General features: G+C 64.1%; 19 protein-coding genes. 7 read left to right on the top strand and 12 right to left on the bottom strand.

Going from position 1 to position 19,429, the window contains the following annotated elements:
* Window positions 1-58: 58 nt before the first annotated feature.
* The 9 genes from ACEN8U_RS26065 to ACEN8U_RS26025 all read right to left on the bottom strand — a co-directional run bounded on the left by ACEN8U_RS26065 (window position 59) and on the right by ACEN8U_RS26025 (window position 6,860).
* Window positions 59-643, bottom strand: coding sequence for a TIGR00730 family Rossman fold protein (locus tag ACEN8U_RS26065; protein ID WP_310106386.1), 585 nt, complete (start codon window positions 641-643; stop codon window positions 59-61).
* Window positions 644-653: 10 nt separating this feature from the next.
* The gene (locus ACEN8U_RS26060; protein WP_013587751.1) at window positions 654-1,367 is read right to left on the bottom strand and encodes a TetR/AcrR family transcriptional regulator; all 714 of its coding nucleotides are present in this window, start codon (window positions 1,365-1,367) and stop codon (window positions 654-656) included.
* Between the two features lie 221 nt (window positions 1,368-1,588).
* The gene (locus ACEN8U_RS26055; RefSeq protein ID WP_310106213.1) at window positions 1,589-2,272 is read right to left on the bottom strand and encodes a diacylglycerol kinase; all 684 of its coding nucleotides are present in this window, start codon (window positions 2,270-2,272) and stop codon (window positions 1,589-1,591) included.
* 20 nt (window positions 2,273-2,292) lie between these two features.
* Window positions 2,293-3,324, bottom strand: coding sequence for a glycosyltransferase family 1 protein (locus ACEN8U_RS26050; RefSeq protein WP_310106215.1), 1,032 nt, complete (start codon window positions 3,322-3,324; stop codon window positions 2,293-2,295).
* A 75-nt stretch (window positions 3,325-3,399) separates the two neighbouring features.
* Complete coding sequence (locus tag ACEN8U_RS26045; protein WP_310106219.1) at window positions 3,400-4,341, bottom strand: UDP-2,3-diacylglucosamine diphosphatase; 942 nt, start codon at window positions 4,339-4,341, stop codon at window positions 3,400-3,402.
* A 136-nt stretch (window positions 4,342-4,477) separates the two neighbouring features.
* On the bottom strand, window positions 4,478-5,086 hold the full coding sequence (locus tag ACEN8U_RS26040; RefSeq protein ID WP_310106221.1) for an RDD family protein: 609 nt from the start codon (window positions 5,084-5,086) through the stop codon (window positions 4,478-4,480).
* Window positions 5,087-5,099: 13 nt separating this feature from the next.
* Window positions 5,100-5,861, bottom strand: a complete 762-nt coding sequence (locus ACEN8U_RS26035; protein WP_310106223.1) for a DUF3106 domain-containing protein — start codon at window positions 5,859-5,861, stop codon at window positions 5,100-5,102.
* A gap of 16 nt (window positions 5,862-5,877) precedes the next feature.
* Entirely contained in the window at window positions 5,878-6,300 is a 423-nt protein-coding gene (locus tag ACEN8U_RS26030; protein WP_310106225.1) for a DUF3619 family protein, read from the bottom strand.
* Entirely contained in the window at window positions 6,297-6,860 is a 564-nt protein-coding gene (locus ACEN8U_RS26025; RefSeq protein ID WP_310106227.1) for an RNA polymerase sigma factor, read from the bottom strand. The genes ACEN8U_RS26030 and ACEN8U_RS26025 overlap by 4 nt, the downstream gene beginning before the upstream one ends.
* A 354-nt stretch (window positions 6,861-7,214) precedes the next feature.
* Here ACEN8U_RS26025 and ACEN8U_RS26020 point away from each other — a divergent pair, with 354 nt between their 5' ends.
* From ACEN8U_RS26020 to ACEN8U_RS25995, 6 genes are all read left to right on the top strand, one after another.
* Window positions 7,215-8,978, top strand: a complete 1,764-nt coding sequence (locus ACEN8U_RS26020; RefSeq protein WP_013587759.1) for an acetolactate synthase 3 catalytic subunit — start codon at window positions 7,215-7,217, stop codon at window positions 8,976-8,978.
* Window positions 8,979-9,090: 112 nt separating this feature from the next.
* The gene (gene ilvN / locus ACEN8U_RS26015) at window positions 9,091-9,582 is read left to right on the top strand and encodes an acetolactate synthase small subunit (protein WP_007175629.1); all 492 of its coding nucleotides are present in this window, start codon (window positions 9,091-9,093) and stop codon (window positions 9,580-9,582) included.
* A 111-nt stretch (window positions 9,583-9,693) separates the two neighbouring features.
* Window positions 9,694-10,710: a ketol-acid reductoisomerase gene (ilvC, locus tag ACEN8U_RS26010; protein ID WP_013587760.1), complete on the top strand. Its 1,017-nt coding sequence runs from the start codon at window positions 9,694-9,696 to the stop codon at window positions 10,708-10,710.
* 134 nt (window positions 10,711-10,844) lie between these two features.
* A complete protein-coding gene (locus ACEN8U_RS26005; RefSeq protein ID WP_310106231.1) occupies window positions 10,845-11,483 on the top strand; it encodes a phosphatidylserine decarboxylase in 639 nt (212 codons plus the stop codon).
* A 24-nt stretch (window positions 11,484-11,507) separates the two neighbouring features.
* Window positions 11,508-12,377 carry a CDP-diacylglycerol--serine O-phosphatidyltransferase gene (pssA, locus tag ACEN8U_RS26000; RefSeq protein ID WP_013587763.1) on the top strand — a complete coding sequence of 290 codons (870 nt, stop codon included), beginning with the start codon at window positions 11,508-11,510 and terminating at the stop codon, window positions 12,375-12,377.
* Window positions 12,378-12,865: 488 nt separating this feature from the next.
* On the top strand, window positions 12,866-14,413 hold the full coding sequence (locus ACEN8U_RS25995; RefSeq protein WP_013587764.1) for a 2-isopropylmalate synthase: 1,548 nt from the start codon (window positions 12,866-12,868) through the stop codon (window positions 14,411-14,413).
* 299 nt (window positions 14,414-14,712) lie between these two features.
* Here the strand turns inward: ACEN8U_RS25995 and ACEN8U_RS25990 are convergent, their stop codons facing one another.
* The 3 genes from ACEN8U_RS25990 to ACEN8U_RS25980 all read right to left on the bottom strand — a co-directional run bounded on the left by ACEN8U_RS25990 (window position 14,713) and on the right by ACEN8U_RS25980 (window position 17,818).
* Window positions 14,713-16,281, bottom strand: coding sequence for a SulP family inorganic anion transporter (locus tag ACEN8U_RS25990; protein ID WP_310106233.1), 1,569 nt, complete (start codon window positions 16,279-16,281; stop codon window positions 14,713-14,715).
* Between the two features lie 108 nt (window positions 16,282-16,389).
* Entirely contained in the window at window positions 16,390-17,022 is a 633-nt protein-coding gene (locus ACEN8U_RS25985; protein ID WP_035486986.1) for a carbonic anhydrase, read from the bottom strand.
* Window positions 17,023-17,257: 235 nt separating this feature from the next.
* Window positions 17,258-17,818 (bottom strand): hypothetical protein, encoded by a 561-nt coding sequence (locus ACEN8U_RS25980; protein ID WP_310106235.1) that lies wholly within the window; start codon window positions 17,816-17,818, stop codon window positions 17,258-17,260.
* Window positions 17,819-18,006: 188 nt separating this feature from the next.
* Here ACEN8U_RS25980 and ACEN8U_RS25975 point away from each other — a divergent pair, with 188 nt between their 5' ends.
* On the top strand, window positions 18,007-19,347 hold the full coding sequence (locus tag ACEN8U_RS25975; protein ID WP_310106238.1) for a branched-chain amino acid ABC transporter substrate-binding protein: 1,341 nt from the start codon (window positions 18,007-18,009) through the stop codon (window positions 19,345-19,347).
* Window positions 19,348-19,429: the final 82 nt, after the last annotated feature.

Here is a 19,429-nt window from a genome sequence, read left to right as displayed (position 1 = left end):
TAGAGTAAGCGCTAAAAAGGGGCCGGCCGGGCGCCGGTTCTTACGCGGCAGCCGTCAGTCAGACGGCTTCACGCCTGATCGCCCACTTGTCGGCGGCGGGCGGCTGATAGCGTTGCAGCTTGCCGATCAGTCCGGCGGGATCGGCGTCGATCTGCAGAATGTCGAGATACGTATAGCGCATGAAGCCTTCCTCCACCGTGTGCTGCAACAGCTTGATCAACGGATCGTAAAAGCCGTCGATATTGAGCAGTGCCACCGGTTTCTGGTGGTAGCCGAGCTGCGCCCACGTGTACACCTCGAAGAACTCCTCGAGCGTACCCGCGCCGCCCGGCATGGCGACGAACGCGTCGGACAGATCGGCCATCATCTTCTTGCGCTGATGCATGTCGGGCACCACATGCAGCTCCGTCAGACCGTTATGGCCGACTTCCTTGTTGACGAGCAGCTCGGGAATCACGCCGATCGCGCGGCCGCCTTCGGCCATGACCGTGTCGGCGATCACGCCCATCAGACCCACCTTGCCGCCGCCGTAGACGAGCGCGAGATTGGCTTCGACGAGCGCGCGCCCGAATGCGCGCGCCGCTTCGGCATACAACGGTTTGACTCCATTCGAGGAGCCGCAATACACACACACCGACTTCATGGAAAACGTCCTATTCATTGCGAGGCGCGGCGCCTTCCTTCGGCGGCAAATAGTCGTAGAACTCGCGCTTTTCCAGCTTGCCCGACACGAGATCGTCGAAAATCTGCCGCGAGCGGCCGCGCAGATAAGGCGCCATCAACGACACGATCTGCACGCTCACCTGATGCAGCTCCGCGCGGATCGCTTCCTGCTCGTTGTATTTGCGCGGATTCATCACGAACTGATACGACAGCCAATACGTTGCGATCACACCGATATTGGTCGCGATCACTTGCAGTTCCTGCGGCGTGGCGACCATTTCGCCGTCCGCCACGAGCTGATCGCAAAACTGGCTCGCAAAGCGCACCTTGTGGCTGATGATCTGCTTGAAGTGCGTTTCCAGCGTGCGATTGCGCGCGAGCAGGTCGTTCAGGTCGCGATAGAGGAAGCGGTAGCGCCACGTGAAATCGACCATGTACTGCAGGTACGACCACATTTCGTCGATGGTCGCGCGGTGGTCGTCGGGAAAACGCAGACGCTTTTCGATCTCCTGCTCGAACTGGCTGAAGATGCTGTTGATGATGTCGTCTTTGTTGCGGAAGTGGTAGTACAGGTTGCCTGGACTGATTTCCATTTCCTCGGCGATCGTCGTCGTCGTGACGTTCGGCTCGCCGATTTCGTTGAACAGTTTCAACGACAGTTCGAGTATCCGTTCGCGCGTGCGGCGGGGAGGTTTGGCTTCCATGTCGTCCGGCCCTGGTTACGCCGGGTTGGGCGCGCGGCGGCGTGCCGCTGCTGTATGGACCACCCGGACGCGGTTGCTATTTTAAGACTGCCGGACGATTATAAACCGAGCGTTCTAATCCCAAGCGGATACTCAGGGTTTTCATTATTCCGGACGACGTAACGCATTTCGCATGCGACTTTGCGCGCGTCGCGTCGCGTTCTGCCGTCGCCGCTGCAGAGTCAAAACCAGGCCTTCACCCAGCGCACGACGAGCGGGCCGACGATCAGCCCCCACGTCATCAGGCACATGCCGAGCGCGACCATCACCGCGGCGCTGCCCAGGTCCTTCGCGCGGCGCGACAGCTCGTGCCGTTCGAGCGAAATCCGGTCGATGGCGGCTTCCACGCTCGAATTGAGCAACTCGACAATCAGCACCAGCAGCACCGAGCCGAGCAGCAGCACGCGCGCGACCGGCTCGACCGGCACCAGCAGCCCGCACGGCAGCAGAATCGCAGCGAGTGTCAGCTCCTGACGGAACGCGCTCTCCTCGCGGATCGCGACGCTAAAACCCGCGAGCGAGTTTTTCATCGCGTGCCAGGCGCGAGTGAGGCCGCGATTGCCCTTGTACGGATTGAAGGGCAGCGGCGCGAGCGGATCGTCGGGGCTGAGTGGTTCGTGCTGCATTTCGTTCGACGCGTTCGACGCGTGCCCGGGGTGGGCGCTGGCTTCGCCATGCCCGCCATGTCCGCTGCGGCCATTGAGGCCGTGTCCGTCGGCATCAGCCGGCCCGGCGGTCTCGCGGACGTCGTCGAATGGTTCGACGCCCGCGCTGTCGTGCTCCGTGTGACGAGCGTCGCGGGCGGGCACGGCGCGCAGCGCGCCGTTTGAGGACGCGCGGCTCGCGTGGGAGGATCGGCTTCGCATGGGCAACCCGGCACGCCGCGTCACGCGGCGGCGCTTTCCTCGCGATACGATGCGCGCGGCAGCGGCTTCAGATGCGAGGCGAACTGTTCCGAGGCCGCCGCCCACGAGAAGCGCTCGGCCCACGCACGCGCATGCGTGCGGTCGATCTTGAGCGCTTCCAGACACGCCTCGCGCAGGTCTTCGTTCATCGCACCGGCGCCGCCGTCGCCGAGAACGTCGATCGGGCCGGTGACCGGATAGGCCGCCACCGGCGTGCCGCACGCGAGCGCTTCGAGCAGCACGAGCCCGAACGTGTCGGTGCGGCTCGGGAACACGAATACGTCCGCGGCCGCGTAGACCTTCGCGAGTTCAGCCTGCGTCAGCACGCCGAGATAGTTCGCCTGCGGATAGCGCGACTTCAATTCGGCGAGCGCCGGGCCTTCGCCCGCGACCCATTTCGAGCCCGGCAAGTCGAGCTTCAGGAAGGCCTCGACGTTTTTCTCCACGGCGACCCGCCCCACGTACAGGAAGATCGGCCGCGCGGTGTTGAGCACCTTGGAGTCCATCGGATGAAAAATGTCGAGGTCGACGCCGCGCGTCCACAGCACGACGTTCGTGAAGCCGTACTTCTCGAGGTCGCTCTTCACGACGGGCGTGGGCGCCATCACGGCGAGCGACGGCTTGTGGAACCAGTGCAGGAACCGGTACGTCGCGGCGAGCGGAATGCCGAAGCGGGCCTGCACGTACTCGGGAAAGCGCGTGTGATAAGCCGTCGTGAAGGGCAGCTTGTGCTGGATCGCGTAGGCGCGCGCGGCCATGCCGAGCGGACCTTCGGTGGCGATATGCAGCGCGTCGGGGCCGAACGCGTCGATACGCTCGCGCAGCTTGCGGCGCGGCAGGAGCGAGAGACGAATTTCCGGGTAAGTCGGGCAGGGGATGGTTCTGAATTCGAGCGGCGTCAGCAGATCGACCCGGTGGCCGAGTTCGCTGAGTTCGCGCGTGGTGTTCTTGAGCGTGCGCACGACGCCGTTGACCTGCGGTTCCCATGCGTCGGTGACGATCATGATCTTCATCGATTCGTTCCTCGCTTGTGTTCTCGATTGCGTCCTCGACCGTTTTCTCGATCCGGACGACAGAAGTTGAAAGGGTTACGCGGTCGCCCGGGCCTTCTGCACGCCCGCTTGCGGCGAGCGCATCACGGTCCAGTAGATCACCTTGAGTTCGCCTTCATACGTTTCGACGAGCGCCGACAGGCTTTCGACCCAGTCGCCGTCGTTGCAATACAGCACGCCGTCGATATCGCGAATCTCGGCTTTGTGGATGTGCCCGCAGACCACGCCGTCGCAGCCGCGGCGGCGCGCTTCGTCGGTCATCACGCGTTCGAACGACGAGATGAAGTTCACCGCGTTCTTCACCTGGTGCTTCAGGTATTGCGACAGCGACCAGTACGGAAAGCCGAGCCGGCTGCGGATCCGGTTGAACCAGCGGTTCAGGATCAGGATCATCGTGTAGAGCGTGTCGCCGAGATAGGCGAGCCATTTGGCGTGCTGGATCACGCCGTCGAACAGATCGCCGTGCACGATCCACAGGCGCTTGCCGGCGAGCGTCGTGTGAAATGCCTCGCCGCGCACGTGGATGTCGCCGAACGCGAGGTCGCAGAACTGGCGCGCGGCTTCGTCGTGATTGCCGGGCACATAGACGACCTGGGTGCCTTTGCGCGCCTTCCTCAGCACCTTCTGCACGACGTCGTTGTGCGCCTGCGGCCAGTACCAGCCTTTCTTCAACTGCCAGCCGTCGATGATGTCGCCGACGAGGTACAGATACTCCGATTCGTTGTGGCGCAGAAAATCGAGCAGATACGGCGCCTGGCAGCCGCTCGAGCCGAGATGGATGTCCGAGAGCCAGATGGTGCGGTAGCGATGCGGCTCGGCGTGATCGTCGTCGTGCTGGCCGGTGTGGCTGTCGAGCGGCAGCGGCGCGACGGGCAGCGGCAAGCCGTGGCTATGACTGGGTTCGGGGCGGAACGCGACGGGGTCGACGCTCGGGCCGGTCTGGCGGAACAGGGAAGTCGCGGACGTTCTGGAGTCCATGGCTCACGCGTCGAGTTGCAGTGCCCGTATTGGGCCTACGGCGCGTGACTATGCCGTGACAGTCATGAGAAGTTCTTATTACTGCGGGCGCGGCCGCCGCCCGGCGCGGCCCGTAAGAGGCCGGTTGGCGTGGCCTTTATGACACGACGGTCACGGGCGGTACCTCGCGCGTGACGTCGATCAAGCGGGTTCCGGCAAGCCGGTCGTGCAGGAACTGCCGGCTCGCACCGAGGCAGCCGGTCGCCGCCCACAGCACGAACCAGATTCCCGCGATGGCGAGCGTCTGCGGCAAGCGCAGTCCGAGGAGCGGATGCAGCGCGAGCGGCGGCAGAAACCAGAGCCATGCCAGCAGATAGCGCGCGATGGCGCGCCACGCGGAGAGCGGCGCGCCGTCGGTGGCGACCACGCGCAGGCGCCAGGTTTTCATCGGCAGGGTCTGGCCGCTGTGGGTCCAGAACCACACGAAATACAGACCCACCACGAGTCCGATCCACGCCGCAAGAAGGTTGTGATGCGTGAGCCCGTTGCGTTGCTGCGTGAGCGTGCTGAACAGATAACCCGCGACAAATACCACGCCGAACAGCAGCAGCGCTTCGTAAAGCAGTGCGGCGAGGCGGCGGCGAACGGATGGCGGCTTGCTGGGCGAGGAGGGCGCAAGGGGCGCCGCCGCTGGCGAGCCGGTGCTCGCGCTCGACGCCGGATCGGCATGCGTGTCGAGTGGGGAAGTCGCGCGTGGTTCGGACATAGGCGAGCGCGGCCTATGAACCATTGAAGATGGACGGTGCTTCCGCCGGCGACACCGGCAGCGGCGTGGCCGGCACGAAACTGCCGGCCGCCGGAACGCCCGGCAGCGAGGCCGGGCTCGGCAACGACGCGGCCGCCCCCGCGCCCGCCGACGGCGTGCCGCTCGCGGCGGCGCGCTCGCGCGCATTGACCAGCCGGTCGAGTCCCTTGATTTCGCTGCGACCCGACGGCGGCGCGCTGACTACGCTCGGACGCCGCTTATGCTCGCTCGCGGCGAGCCGCTGCTTGGTTTCCTCGGGCAGTTGCTGATAGGCCTTCCAGGCGTTCTGGCGCGTTTCGCGCGGCAACTGCTTGGAGACCTGATAGTTCTCACGCGCGACGCGCCGCTGGTCCGGCGTCATGCGGATCCATTCGGTCATCCGGTCGTGCAGGCGTTTTTGGCCTTCGGGCGATAACTTCGAGTAACGCGACGCGATCTTCAGCCATTTACGCTTGCGCTCGTCGCTGAAGGAATCCCACTGCGCCTCGAACGGCGCAAGGGCGATATGTTCGGCCGAGCTGAGGCGCGACCACGCAAGCGGGCTGGTGCTGCCCGGCAGGCTCGGCAGCTCCACGCCGAGTGCAGGCGCGGGCGCAGGCGCCGCGCCATTGCCGTTCGCGGCAGGCGCGCCGACGGGCGAGGGGCTCGGGTAAAAGCGCGGATAGGTGGCGGCAAACGACACGAGCGCCGCTATCGCGCATCCGAAAACAACGGCCAGACCGCGCTTGTAGCTCACCCGAACGATCTCCCGCTCAGTGCGCGCGCGAAAGATACGCGTTGAAGCCGTGGTCGAGATAGGCATTGAGCGGCAAGTCGTCGCTTAACATGGCGGCATCGATATCGGCGAGTTCGGCCGTGCGCTGCTGATCTTCCCAGTATGCAATGCCGACGAGGCTCACGACGAGCGCGGCGAGCGGCCACGCGAGCGCGAAGCGGCGCAGCGGCGAGCGGCGCCGCTGCGGGCGCGGCGCCTCAGAGAGGCCGGCGGGAATGCCGGCGAAGGCCGGCACGAACACCGGCGCGCTGACGGTTTCGGACTTCTTGCGGGCAAGCGCGGCACGGCGGGCGGCGGCCAGCCGGTCGACGGCGGCGGACGGAATGCCGGCCGCGTTTTCGTCGAGCGCGCGGCGCACCTGGCGGGCGAACTCGAGTTCTTTTGTTTCGAGGGAGCTCATAGCGTGATTCCTTTGGCCTTGAGCGCTTGCGCCAGCGTGTGCGTGGCCCGCGAGCAGTGCGTCTTCACACTGCCCTCCGAGCAGCCCATTGCGGCGGCAGTCTCAGCGACATCCATATCTTCCCAATAACGCATGAGAAACGCCTCCCGTTGACGTGCCGGCAACTTTTGGATTTCGTCGTCGATTATTTGTAGGACCTGTTCGCGCTCGAGTTTGCGCTCATTACTCTCGGCGCCCGTGGAGCCCTGCTCGAGCTCGAAGGTTTCGAGCGGATCGAACTCCTCGTCCTCGGCATTACCGAGCGACGAGAACAGGCTCACCCAGGTATTGCGTACTTTGGCACGCCGGAAATAGTCGTGCGTCGCATTCTGCAGAATACGCTGAAACAGCAGCGGAAGCTCGGCGGCGGGACGGTCGCCGTATTTTTCGGCGAGTTTGATCATCGCGTCCTGCACGATATCCAGCGAGGCGTCGTCGTCCCGCACGGCGTAGACCGTCTGCTTGAATGCGCGCCTTTCGACGCCCGCCAGAAAGTCGGCGAGTTCCTTGTCTGATGCCATCCGTTGGGGGTCGGCGCAGCGAGCGTGCGCGTAATCGGTCGAAAAATGTCGTAAAACTCGCGGATGCTAACAAATTTTTGCCTAACCCGGGGCAAAACGTGCGGCGGGCCAGGTCGTCCCGGGGCGGGGCGTCGGTCAGAAACGGCCCTTGCCGGTGGGCGTTCGGGCAATATTTGCTTGACCGCGCGGGCGTCTGACGCTATCGTCGCTGGTTCGCAACATAAGTGACTTGTCTCATTGAGGTGTGGCCCAAGAAGCTCACCTGTCAACTGGACGCGCCGCTTGAACCCGAGCCACAAGCCCGGCAGAGAGCACCCGATCAATTTTTTGCCGAAAATTCGAAAGGTGAATTGAATGAATATGCCCAGCGCGGAATTCTCCACGTCGGATACGACTCCACACCACGAAGCTGACTCTATCGGCGCCACCGTGCTCATGAAGGCACTGGCCGACGAAGACGTCGAGTTCATCTGGGGTTATCCCGGCGGCTCGGTACTCTACATTTACGACGAGCTGTACAAGCAGGACAAGTTCGAGCACATCCTCGTGCGCCACGAGCAGGCCGCGGTCCATGCAGCGGACGCCTACGCGCGTTCCACCGGCAAGGTCGGCGTGTGCCTCGTGACCTCCGGCCCCGGCGTCACGAATGCGGTGACCGGCATCGCCACCGCCTACATGGACTCGATCCCGATGGTCGTGATCAGCGGCCAGGTGCCGACTGCCGCGATCGGCCAGGACGCGTTCCAGGAGTGCGACACGGTCGGCATTACGCGCCCCTGCGTGAAGCACAACTTCCTCGTGAAGGACGTGCGCGACCTCGCCGCCACCGTCAAGAAAGCGTTCTACATTGCCCGTACCGGCCGTCCCGGCCCGGTGCTGATCGACATTCCGAAAGACGTGTCGAAGGCGCCGTGCCAGTACGAGCCGATCAAAACCGTGTCGCTGCGCTCGTACAATCCGGTGACCAAGGGCCACTCCGGCCAGATCCGCAAGGCGGTGTCGCTGCTGCTCTCGGCAAAGCGTCCGTATATCTACACCGGCGGCGGCATCATTCTCGCGGACGCGTCGCGCGAGCTGAACCAGTTCGCCGATCTGCTCGGCTACCCGATCACGAATACGCTGATGGGTCTGGGCGGTTACCGCGCGAGCGACAAGAAATTTCTCGGCATGCTCGGCATGCACGGCACGTACGAAGCCAACATGGCGATGCAGCACTGCGACGTGCTGATCGCGATCGGCGCGCGCTTCGACGACCGCGTGATCGGCGACCCGTCGCACTTCGCGTCGCGCCCGCGCAAGATCATCCATATCGACATCGATCCTTCGTCCATTTCGAAGCGCGTCAAGGTCGACATTCCGATTGTCGGCGACGTGAAGGAAGTGCTGAAGGAGCTGATCGAGCAGTTGCAGACGGCCGAGCATGGCCCGGACACCGCGGCGCTCGCCGACTGGTGGAAGGACATCGAGGCCTGGCGCGCGAAAGACTGCCTCAAGTTCGACCGCAAGAGCGACATCATCAAGCCGCAGTACGTGGTGGAAAAGGCGTGGGAGCTGACCGACGGCAATGCGTTCGTCTGTTCCGACGTCGGCCAGCACCAGATGTGGGCCGCGCAGTTCTACCGGTTCAACAAGCCGCGCCGCTGGATCAACTCGGGCGGCCTCGGCACTATGGGCTTCGGCCTGCCGGCTGCGATGGGCGTGAAGATGGCGCACCCCGACGACGACGTGCTCTGCATCACGGGCGAAGGCTCGATCCAGATGTGCATCCAGGAACTGTCGACCTGCAAGCAGTACGACACGCCTGTGAAAATCATCTCGCTCAATAACCGCTATCTGGGCATGGTGCGCCAGTGGCAGCAGATCGAATACAGCAAGCGCTATTCGCATTCGTACATGGATGCGCTGCCGGATTTCGTGAAGCTCGCCGAAGCGTACGGCCACGTGGGCATGCGTATCGAACGCACGGCCGACGTCGAGCCCGCGCTGAAGGAAGCGCTGCGCCTGAAAGATCGCACGGTGTTTCTCGACTTCCAGACCGACCCCACCGAAAACGTCTGGCCGATGGTCCAGGCCGGCAAGGGCATCACCGAGATGCTCATGGGTTCGGAAGATCTATAACGACGGCTGCTAGCGCCGGCTTCGCCACGCGCGTCTCCAAAAAAGACGCAGCAGGAAGAAGCGGCGCGCAACCGTTCGCAGACATCGACACAACATCTGGAAGAAGCGAAACATGAGACACATTATTTCCGTCCTGCTGGAAAACGAACCGGGCGCGCTCTCACGCGTGGTGGGTCTCTTCTCCGCACGCGGCTACAACATTGAAACCTTGACGGTGGCTCCGACCGAAGACCGTTCGCTGTCGCGCATGACCATCGTCTCCATTGGCTCGGACGACGTGATCGAACAGATCACGAAGCATCTGAACCGCCTGATCGAGGTGGTGAAAGTGGTCGACCTGACAGAGGGCGCCCACATTGAGCGCGAGCTGATGTTGATCAAGGTGAGGGCGGTCGGCAAGGAACGTGAGGAGATGAAGCGGATGTCGGATATTTTCCGCGGCCGCATCATCGACGTCACCGAAAAGACTTACACGATCGAACTGACGGGCGCGAGCGACAAGCTCGACGCCTTCATCGAAGGACTCGACGCCACTGCGATTCTCGAGACCGTCCGCACGGGCAGCTCGGGCATCGGCCGCGGCGAGCGCATTCTGAAGGTGTAACGCGCGGCGTCCCGATCCGGGCCGGATGGGGCTCATCACTATCCGGCCTTGCAGCACAACATTCGCAGTATTGAATCTCTCTGAATCATCGAATTTAGCCAAGGAACCGACATGAAAGTTTTCTACGACAAGGACGCCGATCTCTCCCTCATCAAGGGCAAGCAGGTCACCATCATCGGCTATGGCTCGCAAGGCCATGCGCACGCGCTGAACCTGAAGGAAAGCGGCGTGAACATCACGGTCGGTCTGCGCAAGGGCGGCGCATCGTGGAGCAAGGCTGAGAATGCCGGCCTGCAAGTGAAGGAAGTGGCGGAAGCCGTGAAGGGCGCGGACGTCGTCATGATGCTGCTGCCCGACGAGCAGATCGCCGACGTGTACGCGAAGGAAGTCCACGCGAACATCAAGCAGGGCGCGGCGCTCGCGTTCGCGCACGGCTTTAACGTGCACTACGGCCAGGTGATCCCGCGCGCCGATCTGGACGTGATCATGATCGCGCCGAAGGCGCCGGGCCACACGGTGCGCGGCACGTACACGCAAGGCGGTGGCGTGCCCCACCTGATCGCAGTCGCGCAGGACAAATCGGGCGCGGCGCGCGACATCGCGCTGTCGTACGCAGCGGCGAACGGCGGCGGCCGTGCCGGCATCATCGAAACGAACTTCCGCGAAGAAACCGAAACCGACCTGTTCGGCGAACAGGCCGTGCTGTGCGGCGGTACCGTCGACCTCATCAAGGCCGGCTTCGAAACGCTGGTTGAAGCCGGCTACGCGCCGGAAATGGCGTACTTCGAGTGCCTGCACGAACTGAAGCTGATCGTCGACCTGATCTACGAAGGCGGCATCGCGAACATGAACTACTCGATCTCGAACAACGCCGAATACGGCGAGTACGTGACGGGTCCGCGCATCGTGACGGCTGAAACGAAGAAGGCGATGAAAGCCGTGCTGACCGACATCCAGACGGGCGAGTACGCAAAGAGCTTCATCATCGAAAACAAGGCCGGCGCACCGACGCTGCAATCGCGCCGCCGTCTGACGGCCGAGCACCAGATCGAGCAGGTCGGCTCGAAGCTGCGCGCCATGATGCCGTGGATCGCGAAGAACAAGCTGGTCGACCAGTCGAAGAACTAAGAAGTCCGTTTTATCGCACGAAGCCGGCGCGGCGCACCGCCGCAGGCGTCGGTCATGCAAAAAGCCGCCCAAGGGTGCTGAACCCTGGGCGGCTTTTGCTATCCTACGGTTTTACAAAAATACTGAAGCCATCCATGAATTACCCACATCCGATCATCGCGCGAGAAGGCTGGCCGTTCATCGCCATCGCGGCCGTCGTTGCATTACTGGTTCACGCTTTCGCGGGGTTCGGCTTTGCTTGGATCTTCTGGCTGATCCTGATCTTCATCGTGCAGTTTTTCCGCGATCCGGCGCGCCCCATTCCCACGCAGGCGAACGCCGTGCTGTGCCCGGCCGACGGCCGCATCGTCGCCGTCGAAACCGCGCATGATCCGTATGCCAATCGTGAAGCGCTGAAAATCAGCGTGTTCATGAACGTATTCAACGTGCATTCGCAGCGCTCGCCGGTCGACGGCGCAATCTCCAAGGTCGAATATTTTCCCGGCGCTTATCTGAACGCGGCGGTGGACAAGGCCTCGCTCGAAAACGAGCGCAATGCGATCGTGATCGAAATGGCCGGCGGCCAGACTGTCACGTCCGTGCAGATCGCCGGCCTGATCGCGCGGCGCATTCTTTGCTATGTGCGTGCAGGTGAGCCGCTTACGCGCGGTCAACGGTATGGCTTTATCCGCTTCGGCTCGCGCGTCGACGTGTATTTGCCGGTGGGCAGCCGTCCGCGGGTGTCGATCGGCGAGAAAGTGTCGGCGTCGTCCACGATCCTCGCTGAACTCTGAAGCGGCACAAAGGAGGTTGTCCGAATGGCCGCATTCAAACCGCGCCGACCGCGCAACAGTGGACCGCTGCCGCGTCCGTTTCGCCGCAACAAGCCGATCGTCGCGGAGTCGCCGGCCGTAGACAGCCGGCGCGCGCAGCGTCAGCAATTCCTGCGAAAGCGCGGCATTTATCTGCTGCCGAACGCCTTCACCACGGCGGCGCTCTTCTGCGGCTTCTTTGCCGTCGTGCAGGCTATGAACGTGCGCTTCGAGGTCGCGGCCATCGCGATTTTCGTCGCCATGGTGCTCGACGGCATGGACGGCCGCGTGGCTCGCATGACGCACACGCAAAGCGCGTTCGGCGAGCAGTTCGACAGTCTCTCCGACATGGTGTCGTTCGGCGTCGCGCCGGCGCTCGTCATGTATGAGTGGATCCTGAAAGATCTCGGCCGCTGGGGCTGGCTCGCGGCTTTCGTCTACTGTTCGGGCGCGGCGCTGCGGCTCGCGCGTTTCAATACGAACATCGGTGTGGTCGACAAGCGGTTTTTCCAGGGCATGCCGAGTCCGGCGGCCGCGGCGCTGATCGCGGGCTTCGTGTGGCTCGCCACCGACAACCGCGTGCCGCTCAAGCTCGTCTGGCTGCCGTGGGTCGCGTTTGTGCTGACCATCTACGCGGGCGTGACCATGGTGTCCAACGCGCCGTTTTATAGCGGCAAGGCGCTCGACGTGCGGCATCGTGTGCCGTTCGGCGTGATTCTGCTCGTGGTGGTCGCGTTCGTGCTGGTGTCGTCGGATCCGCCTTTGATGCTGTTCGGCCTGTTCGTGCTGTACGGGCTGTCTGGCTATGTGTTCTGGGGTTATCAGGCGCTGCGGGGCAGGGCGAATCCGGCTCGCTCGGTCGCGCACGACCGGTAGCGGCCGGCGTCGCGACAGTCGTTGTAACTGTCGTCCGGCAGGCCAGGCACTCAACAACGGCGTCCTTCGGGGCGCCGTTTCTTTTTGACGAGCGCGCTTGCGAGGCGATTTGCCAACCCGTGCGACACGTTCGCGAAGCGCTTGCCAGGCAGGCCCGGCGCCAATTGCACGGCAGGTGGAATGCCGCTATAGTCGTTGGATGACTGCGTCCACGTTCCTTTTTCCGTCGGCGCCGCGGCTACGGAGCCAGGCCGGCATAAAACTTCGCTGACGGGCCTGCCAGCCCCGCGGCAACCACGCTAACCGGCCGTGCAGCTGTTCGCCTCGCTCATGCTCGAGCGCCGTCCGCGATGTTTGACATGCCGTTGAAATGCCGTTGACATGACGCTGAGGTGATGCCGAGTTGTCACCGCCGTGGCGCTGGGCGCGACCGCATCCCGATTTCCTATCCGATTCCCCCAATTAAAGTACTCCGCAGGAGACCCGACATGTCCGACAAACTGATCATATTCGACACTACGCTGCGTGACGGCGAGCAATCGCCCGGCGCGTCGATGACGAAAGAAGAAAAAATCCGTATCGCGAAGCAACTCGAGCGGATGAAAGTCGACGTGATCGAAGCGGGCTTCGCGGCAAGCTCCAACGGCGACTTCGACGCCATTCACACCATTGCCGGGCTGATCAAGGACAGTACCATCTGCTCGCTTGCGCGCGCGAACGACAAGGACATTCAACGCGCGGCCGACGCGCTGAAGCCCGCCGAGCGTTTCCGCATTCACACGTTCATCGCGACCTCGCCGCTGCACATGGAAAAGAAGCTGCGCATGACGCCGGACCAGGTGTTCGAGCAGGCGAAGCTGGCGGTGCGCTTCGCGCGCAAATTCACGGACGACGTCGAGTTTTCGCCGGAAGACGGCAGCCGCTCGGACATGGACTTCCTGTGCCGCGTGCTGGAAGCGGTGATCGCCGAAGGCGCGACCACCATCAACATTGCAGACACGGTCGGTTATGGCGTGCCGGAGCTGTACGGCAATCTCGTCAAGACGTTGCGCGAGCGCATTCCGAACTCGCACAAGGCCGTGTTCTCGGTGCATTGCCATAACGACCTCGGCATGGCGGTCGCCAATTCGCTGGCGGGCGTGCAGATCGGCGGCGCACGTCAGGTGGAGTGCACGATCAACGGTCTCGGCGAGCGGGCGGGCAATACGTCGCTCGAGGAAATCGTGATGGCCGTGAAGACCCGCAAGGACTATTTCGGGCTCGAACTCGGCCTCGATACCACGCAGATCGTGCCGGCGTCGAAGCTCGTGTCCCAGATCACCGGTTTCGTCGTGCAGCCGAACAAGGCCGTGGTGGGCGCAAACGCGTTCGCGCACGCGTCGGGCATTCACCAGGACGGCGTGCTGAAGGCGCGCGACACGTACGAAATCATGCGCGCGGAAGACGTGGGCTGGAGCGCGAACAAGATCGTGCTCGGCAAGTTGTCGGGCCGCAATGCGTTCAAGCAGCGCCTGCAGGAACTGGGCATCGCGCTCGACAGCGAAGCCGAACTCAATACCGCGTTCGCGCGCTTCAAGGAACTGGCCGACCGCAAGGCGGAGATTTTCGACGAGGACATCATCGCGATCGTCACGGAGGAATCGGCTGAGGCGCAGGAGAAGGAGCACTACAAGTTCGTGTCGCTGTCGCAGCATTCGGAGACCGGCGAGCAGCCGCAGGCGAAGATCGTGTTCGCAGTGGACGGCAAGGAAATCACCGGCGAAGCGCGCGGCAACGGTCCGGTGGACGCCACGCTCAACGCGATCGAAACGGAAGTGGGCAGCGGTTCGGAGCTGCTGCTTTACTCGGTGAACGCGATCACCACGGGCACCCAGGCGCAGGGCGAGGTGACCGTGCGGCTGTCGAAGAGCGGGCGCATCGTCAATGGTGTCGGCACCGATCCGGACATTGTCGCGGCGTCGGCGAAAGCGTATATCTCGGCGCTCAACAAGCTGTATTCGAACTCCGACAAGCTTAACCCGCAGCGCTCGGAGTGAAGCCGGGCAGCGTGGCGGGCTGAAGCGGCGAGGCGCGATTTGTCTGCTTGCGGCGTCAAGCGCCGCGGACCGGCAAGCAGCGCCAGGCATGAAGAAGCGGCGCCGGCCAACGCGAGGCGGCGCCAACCAGCGGCAATCGGCGCTAACCAGCAGCAACGGCGCCAGCCCGCGCCAATCGCTGCTAGCCCGCAGCCACCGTACTAACGCGCCCCAACCAACGTCAAGCCCCGCGCCTCAAACGGCGCGGGGTTTTGTTATGCGGCGGGCGCGTCGTGCTTACCCGCCGCCGTCTCCCCACGTTACTCGGTTGCCGCGCGTCGCATCGGCCAGCCACGCGCAGCGCGCGCCTGCGTGCGGACCTGATGCCGCACTTCCACCGCGATGCCGCGGCGGGGCGCCTCGTCGACGAAGCTGTCGAGCATTTCACGCACGTCGTGATCGACGAAATCGGCGCGCGTCGCGTCGACGATCAGCGTGGCGCCGTCCGGAATTTGCTGCAGGTAGTGCTTGAGCGGCACTTTGCCGAGGAACGACACATCCTTGCGAAACGACAGCAGATAGTGATCGCCGTGCTGCGCGAGCACGATAGGGCGCCGCAGATTCGCATACAGCGCGAGCAGCACGCTGCACAGAATACCGAGCACAATGCCGATCAGCAGATCGGTCGCGAGCACGCCGACCAGCGTGACGATAAACGGCGCGAACGGCGCAAAGCCCTGCCTCGCGACCGCGACGAACAGTGACGGCTTGGCGAGCTTCAGCCCCGTGAAAATCAGGATCGCGGCAAGACAGGCGAGCGGGATGAGGTTGATGATGCTCGTCAACGCGAACACGCTCACGAGCAGGAGCACGCCGTGAATGATCGCCGACAGCCGGCTTTGCGCGCCGGCATGCACGTTCGCCGAACTGCGCACGATCACCGCCGTGATCGGCAGCCCGCCGATCGCGCCTGCAATCAGATTGCCCACGCCTTGCGCCTTCAGTTCACGATCCGGCGGCGCGGGGCGGCGTTCGGGGTCGATCTGCTCGACCGCTTCGAGGCTCAGCAAGGTTTCGAGGCTGGCCACGATCGCAAGCGTGATTGCCACGCGCCACACGTCCGGGTTGACGAGTTGGGCGAAATGCGGGCCAAAGTCAGCCCATTCGAGCGCGACGCTCAAGGCCGCGAACGATTCGAGCGACGGCAGCGCGACGCGATGTTCGGCCGGCGGCGCGAGCGACGGCGCGAGCATGGTCAGGAGCAGCGTCGCGCCGATCCCGAGCAGCACGACCGCGAGCGGCGCGGGCACAATGCGCACCAGCGCGAAGCGGCGCATGGGTCGCGTCTCCCAGGCCAGCAAGATCGCAAGCGACAGCAGCGTGATGACGCAGGCCACCGCCGAGATCGTGCCGAACGGGGCCGTGATTGTGCCGCCCGCTGACGCCGCGCCTTCGGCTGGCCCATTCACGAGCCCGAGCGCGAGCGGGAACTGCTTGACGATCAGCAGGATGCCGATGGCGGCAAGCATGCCCTTGATGACGGGCGACGGCACGTACGCGGCAAAGCGGCCGGCCTTCAGCATACCGAAGCCGAACTGGATCGCGCCGGACAGCAGCACCGCCGCGAGGAACGCGGAAAAGCTGCCGAGCTGCGCAATCCCGTCGACGACAATCACGACGAGACCCGCCGCCGGTCCGCTCACGCTCAGCCGCGAGCCGCTCAGGACCGCGACGACCAGCCCGCCGACGATGCCCGACACGAGCCCGGCGAACGGCTCGACGCCGGATGCATTGGCAATGCCGAGGCACAGCGGCAGCGCTACGAGAAATACGACGGTGCCCGCAAGGGCGTCGCGCTGAAATGTCGAAAAGAAAGCTCGAAGATTCATGATGTCGGTGCAGAAATAAGTGATGCCTGTGTAAGACGAAGGCTGAACCAGAGGGTGGCGTCGGTGGCTCATCGAGGCGCATCCCGGCGCATCGAGGGCGGCGAGGCGCTAAGCGCTGTGCGCGGCTGTCTCGCAGGTCATCGCGTCGTCGGCTTCGTAGCCGGACGTGAGCACCTTGAGGCGTCCGTCTTCGAGCGCGAAGATCCAGCCGTGCACGAGCGGCGCGGGCTCGGCGTCGCGCACGATCGGGTTCGCGCGCAGCTGGCGCACCTGTTCGAGCACGTTGAGTTCGGCCAGCCGGTCGACGCGCTCGCGTTCGCTCGCTTTTGCGTCGAGCTCGTCGCGATGCGCTCTCGCCAGCGAACACAGCGGCGCGATGCGGCGGTTCACATGCGGCAGCCCCGGATCGGGCGGCAGGAGCGACGCGCGCACGCCGCCGCAGCCGTAATGCCCGCAGACGATCACATGACCGACCTTCAGCACGCGCACCGCGTATTCGAGAACGCTCGCGGAGTTGTCGTCGTCGGAATGAAAGAGGTTGGCGATGTTACGGTGGACGAACAGGTCGCCCGGCTCGCAATGCGTGATGGTTTCGGCGGGCACGCGGCTGTCCGAGCAGCCGATCCACAGCACGTGCGGATTCTGACCTCGCGCCAGATCGCGGAAAAATTCGGGGTTGCGCTCGGCGGTGTCATGCGCCCATGCGACGTTGGCGACGAGAAGGCGTTTAGGACGATTCATCGATAGCGGCTCCAGAAAGGGGCGCATCGTCCGGTGCAGGAATCACGGCGGTGCCGCGTGGCCGCACTTCTTTTGAAGCGACGGCCAGCACCGGATCGATGCTTACAAAAGCCTTTCTATCAAAAAATTAATCGTCTGTGTGTGAAATAAAATTCGTTGCGATGCGAAATAAATAAAAAAAAGCCGCTTCGCGAGCGGCTTTCGGAGATGCGCGTCGATTGAATGACAGCGCGGGCTAGAACAGGTTCCGGCGATCGGGATCATGCAGCGGATCGGGCGTTTTCTGCGTGAGACGCAGCACACCCTGGTCGTCGAAATAGAAGCTGAACATCATGTACCAGACGTTGTCCTCGAGATAGCGATAGGTCCAGACTTCGCGCTTCATCAACGGGAAGTAAGACGTTTCGACCGGGCGCCCGAAATTCACCAGCACGTCGCCCTTGGTCCACTTGCCGACTTCGGCGCGATAGAACTCGCTCGGCTGCAAGACCTGGCGCACGTTGACGATCTTGCCGGAGGCGTCGATGTCGGCCGCGGTGGTGGTTTCACCCATCGGCTGCGTGGGCCACATCAGGCGCTTGCCGCCGTTCGGCAGATCGTAGCTTTCGCGCGGCGGGCCGAGACGCGCGACGATTGTCGACTCGTCGGCGCCAGCCTGGTACTGCTGCCAGGGCTGTGCGCAGCCGGCCAGCGCGAGCGCGCTCAAGGCTGCGAGCGCCGCGCGGCGCAGGCGCCCGGCAGGTCCCGCAGCCGGCGCCTCCGTCGAGGCCGCCTTGCGGTGATGGCGGTTGAACATGAATTCCTCCAGTGACTTTTCAAATAGCGGTTTTTATCGTCAACACAGAGCATTTTGACACGCGGCGCTGTAAAAAATTTGCCCGTTCGCGCGCGGGCCGGCGTGTAGGGAAGCGTCTCGCGCGGCTTGCTTATTGCGTCGCCCGCGCCCTATGATCCGCGCTTTGACGAACCAGACGGAAACGGGCGATGAGGAAGTGGCAACGGAAGACGGCAGTGGTCCTGGCGGCAATTTCTGTGGCAGTGATGGCGGCGGCCGGCGGGGCTCGCGCGGCGCAGACCGTCCAGACGGCCCAGACGGCCCAGACGGCCAGCGCCGCTGAAACGGCGCGGAAGCCTACCGGCGCGCCGATCCAGCTTGCGCTGATCGAGGGCATGTCCGGTCCGTTTGCGAACGCCGGCGCGGCGGTGGAGCGCAATCTGCGCTTCGGTGTCGAGCAGGTCAACGCGCGCGGCGGTGTGCAGCTCGCCGACGGCGCGCATCCGCTCGAGCTGGTGGTGCTGGACAGCAAGGGCGGCACCGAAGAAGCGCTCACGCAACTGCGCGCGGCGGCCGATCGGCACATTGGCTATATCCTGCAGGGCAACAGTTCAGCGGTCGCGGCAGCGCTCATCGGCGCCATCGACAAGCAGAACAGCCGCGAGCCGGGCAACCGCGAGCTGTTCCTTAACTATTCCGCCGACGACCCCGCGCTCACCAATGCGAGCTGCAGCTTCTGGCACTTCCGCTTCGACGCGCATGCGGGCATGCGCATGGACGCGCTTGCTGACGTGATCCAGCGCGACAAGGCGGTCAAGAAGGTCTATCTGCTGAACCAGGACTACAGCTTCGGGCACGACGTGAGCAGTCTCGCGCGCTCGGCGCTGCGGGCGAAGCGCCCGGACATCGCAGTGGTCGGCGACGAGTTCCATCCGATAGGCCGCGTGAAGGACTTCGCGCCGTACGTCGCGAAAATGCGCGCGAGCGGTGCCGATGCCGTGATCACGGGCAACTGGGGCAACGACCTGACGCTGCTCGTGAAAGCGGCGCGCGAGCAAGGCCTCGACACGAAGTTCTACACGTTCTATGGGAACAGTCTCGGCGCGCCGGCCGCGCTCGGCGAGGCGGGCGTCGGGCGCGTGATCGCGGTGGCGGACTGGCATCCGAACGCGGGCGGCGCGGCCTCCGATGCGTGGTATCAGGCGTTCCGCGCGCGTTTCCCGGCGGCGCGGGACGACTATCCGGTGCTGCGCATGACGTTGATGATCGAAACCCTGGCCGCGGCGATGAACCGCGCGAAAACCGCTGATCCGACGGCGGTCGCGCGCGCGCTGGAAGGCATTCGGTTCGACAACGGCTTTCACGCGTCGTGGATGCGGGCGGACGACCATCAACTCATCCAGCCCCTTTACGTGATGGAAATGGACAAGGCCGGCACGCGCGGCGTGCGTTTCGACAACGAAGGCTCCGGGTTCGGCTTTCGTACGGTGCTTGCATTGCCGGCGGAGCGCACGGTGCCGCCGACAGTCTGCACGATGAAGCGGCCGTAAGTCTGCATCGGTGGACGCCGCCGTGCCGTGATGCCGCCGCCGCGCGCGGATGCCACGCGGATGCCATTTCGCCCGGCGCGGC

Source organism: Paraburkholderia phenoliruptrix (assembly GCF_047325075.1).
Taxonomy (GTDB): Bacteria; Pseudomonadota; Gammaproteobacteria; order Burkholderiales; family Burkholderiaceae; genus Paraburkholderia; species Paraburkholderia phenoliruptrix.
Note: the sequence above shows the minus strand (reverse complement) of the source record. Positions and strands in the feature narration are given on the sequence as shown.

Bases quoted from the DNA above. Each gene is read 5' to 3' on its own strand.
- ACEN8U_RS26055 (WP_310106213.1), bottom strand. From the start codon at position 2,272: ATGCGAAGCCGATCCTCCCACGCGAGCCGCGCGTCCTCAAACGGCGCG.
- ilvN (WP_007175629.1), top strand. From the start codon at position 9,091: ATGAGACACATTATTTCCGTCCTGCTGGAAAACGAACCGGGCGCGCTC.
- ACEN8U_RS25985 (WP_035486986.1), bottom strand. From the start codon at position 17,022: ATGAATCGTCCTAAACGCCTTCTCGTCGCCAACGTCGCATGGGCGCAT.
- ACEN8U_RS26050 (WP_310106215.1), bottom strand. From the start codon at position 3,324: ATGAAGATCATGATCGTCACCGACGCATGGGAACCGCAGGTCAACGGC.
- ACEN8U_RS26060 (WP_013587751.1), bottom strand. From the start codon at position 1,367: ATGGAAGCCAAACCTCCCCGCCGCACGCGCGAACGGATACTCGAACTG.
- ACEN8U_RS26020 (WP_013587759.1), top strand. From the start codon at position 7,215: ATGAATATGCCCAGCGCGGAATTCTCCACGTCGGATACGACTCCACAC.
- ACEN8U_RS26005 (WP_310106231.1), top strand. From the start codon at position 10,845: ATGAATTACCCACATCCGATCATCGCGCGAGAAGGCTGGCCGTTCATC.
- ilvC (WP_013587760.1), top strand. From the start codon at position 9,694: ATGAAAGTTTTCTACGACAAGGACGCCGATCTCTCCCTCATCAAGGGC.
- ACEN8U_RS25990 (WP_310106233.1), bottom strand. From the start codon at position 16,281: ATGAATCTTCGAGCTTTCTTTTCGACATTTCAGCGCGACGCCCTTGCG.
- ACEN8U_RS26025 (WP_310106227.1), bottom strand. From the start codon at position 6,860: ATGGCATCAGACAAGGAACTCGCCGACTTTCTGGCGGGCGTCGAAAGG.
- ACEN8U_RS25980 (WP_310106235.1), bottom strand. From the start codon at position 17,818: ATGTTCAACCGCCATCACCGCAAGGCGGCCTCGACGGAGGCGCCGGCT.
- pssA (WP_013587763.1), top strand. From the start codon at position 11,508: ATGGCCGCATTCAAACCGCGCCGACCGCGCAACAGTGGACCGCTGCCG.
- ACEN8U_RS26045 (WP_310106219.1), bottom strand. From the start codon at position 4,341: ATGGACTCCAGAACGTCCGCGACTTCCCTGTTCCGCCAGACCGGCCCG.
- ACEN8U_RS26030 (WP_310106225.1), bottom strand. From the start codon at position 6,300: ATGAGCTCCCTCGAAACAAAAGAACTCGAGTTCGCCCGCCAGGTGCGC.
- ACEN8U_RS25995 (WP_013587764.1), top strand. From the start codon at position 12,866: ATGTCCGACAAACTGATCATATTCGACACTACGCTGCGTGACGGCGAG.
- ACEN8U_RS25975 (WP_310106238.1), top strand. From the start codon at position 18,007: ATGAGGAAGTGGCAACGGAAGACGGCAGTGGTCCTGGCGGCAATTTCT.
- ACEN8U_RS26065 (WP_310106386.1), bottom strand. From the start codon at position 643: ATGAAGTCGGTGTGTGTGTATTGCGGCTCCTCGAATGGAGTCAAACCG.
- ACEN8U_RS26040 (WP_310106221.1), bottom strand. From the start codon at position 5,086: ATGTCCGAACCACGCGCGACTTCCCCACTCGACACGCATGCCGATCCG.